The organism is Streptomyces sp. NPDC031474, from assembly GCF_055581185.1.
Window position 1 is genome coordinate 1 of the sequence record NZ_JBVIJX010000074.1, and the last position, 1,715, is coordinate 1,715.

The following is a 1,715-nucleotide window of genomic DNA, read 5'->3' on the forward strand; positions in this document are numbered from 1 at the left end:
TGGGTATTCAGCGGAATTGGGCGGGCTGACGTCCCGATAGCAGAAAGGTGCCGTTGACCTGCGAGGATGCGAGTGTCTAGATCGTATCCGTGGCAGAGAGCAAGGCACCTTTCTGGTGGTCGAGAGTACAGGGTGGGACCGTCGGCTGTGCGTGGTGGCAGACGGGAAGAGGCTGGTCGGGCATGCCGGGGCGGTGCTGCTGCGCCGGTGCGCGGACCGCACGGGACTGACGGGTGCGCTGGCCGGGGTGCTGCCATCCAGCACAGCGACCGGCTGGCGGGAACGCGCCGGGGTAGTGGTGCACCTCGCGATCGCGATCGTGCTGGGGGCGGCGAACCTCTCGGAGGCCGAGCAACTCCATTTGCATCACCGGCCGTTGTTCGGGTCTGCGGCCTCGGACTCCACCGCCCGGCGCACGCTGGCCGTGCTCGACGAGGCCACCCTGGTGAAGATCGCAAAGGTGCGGGCGAGGGTGCGTCGGCACGTGTGGAGTCTGCTGCACCTGCGGCCGGGCGGCTTCCCCTGGCTGACGGTGGCGGGCAAGCGGCTGACCGGCTGGATCGTCATCGACCTCGACGCCACCATCATCACCGCCGCGTCGAAGAAGGCCGGGGCTGCGGTCACGTTCAAAAAGACGTTCGGGTTTCATCCGCTGGCCGCGTGGTGCGCGAACACCACCGAGTCGCTGGCGATGCTCCTGCGGCCGGGAAACTCCGGAGCGAACACTGTGGCCGACCACCTCACGGTGCTCACCGGCGCCCTCGCCCAGGTTCCCGGCTCCTCAGCAGCGAAGATCCTCGTCCGGGTGGACGGGGCCGGGGCCACCCACGGGCTGCTGGAGCACCTGGAAGCGTTGAACACCACGCGGCGCACAGTCCGTTACACGGTCGGCTGGAAGATCACCGAAGACGACGAGAAGGCCATTGCAAAGCTGCCCGAGGCCGCCTGGGAGACCTCCGTGCACCAGGACGGCAGCCTCCAAGAGGGCTACTTCGTCGCCGAGTTGACCGGGCTGAACACCCGCGAGGGCTGGCCGGAGGGCATGCGGCTGATCGTGCGCCGCGTCAGGCCCACCCGCCGGCACCTGAAGAAACTGACCGCCTTCGAGAAGAAGACCGGCTGGCGGTACTGCATCACCGCCACCAATATCCGTCACATGTGGGGCATCGCCGGCTCGGGCCACAGCCAGTTCCTGGACGTACTGCACCGCTCGCACGCCGGGGTGGAGGACCGGGTGCGCACCAACAAGGCGATGGGACTGGGCAACCTGCCCTCCGCCTCCTGGGAAGTGAACTGCGGCTGGATGCTCGCCGCGAATCTCGCGAGTGATCTCGACGCCTGGGTGCGGCTGCTGGCCCTGCACGACGTCGAGGGCCTGGCCGACGCAGAGCCCAAGACCATGCGCTTCCGCCTCTACCACCTGCCCGCCCGCCTCGCCGACCACGCCCGACGCCGATGGCTGCGCATCGACGCGACCTGGCCCTGGGCGGAAGCGTTCACCACCTGCTGGCAGCGGCTCACTGCCCTCCCGGCTGTCACCTGAGGGCCGGGCACTGCCCCGACAAGGACCAGGAAGGAGAAGACCGGCAGCACTCCGGGCCCGTGGAACCCGGCGCACCCGCGGCGTCACGCGACGGCCCACCTCGAACGGCCCGAGGACATTACGGGCGAACTGCCGAGCAAGTCAGCCACCGAACCCCGCTGACGAATCGAGG

The 1,715-nt window shown here is 68.9% G+C and carries 1 protein-coding gene; it reads left to right on the forward strand.

Annotated elements, in window-relative coordinates; genetic code table 11:
• Nucleotides 1-115 precede the first annotated feature (115 nt).
• Nucleotides 116-1,543, forward strand: a complete 1,428-nt coding sequence (locus tag ACZ5SK_RS48480) for an IS1380 family transposase (RefSeq protein WP_334573982.1) — start codon at nucleotides 116-118, stop codon at nucleotides 1,541-1,543.
• Nucleotides 1,544-1,715 lie beyond the last annotated feature (172 nt).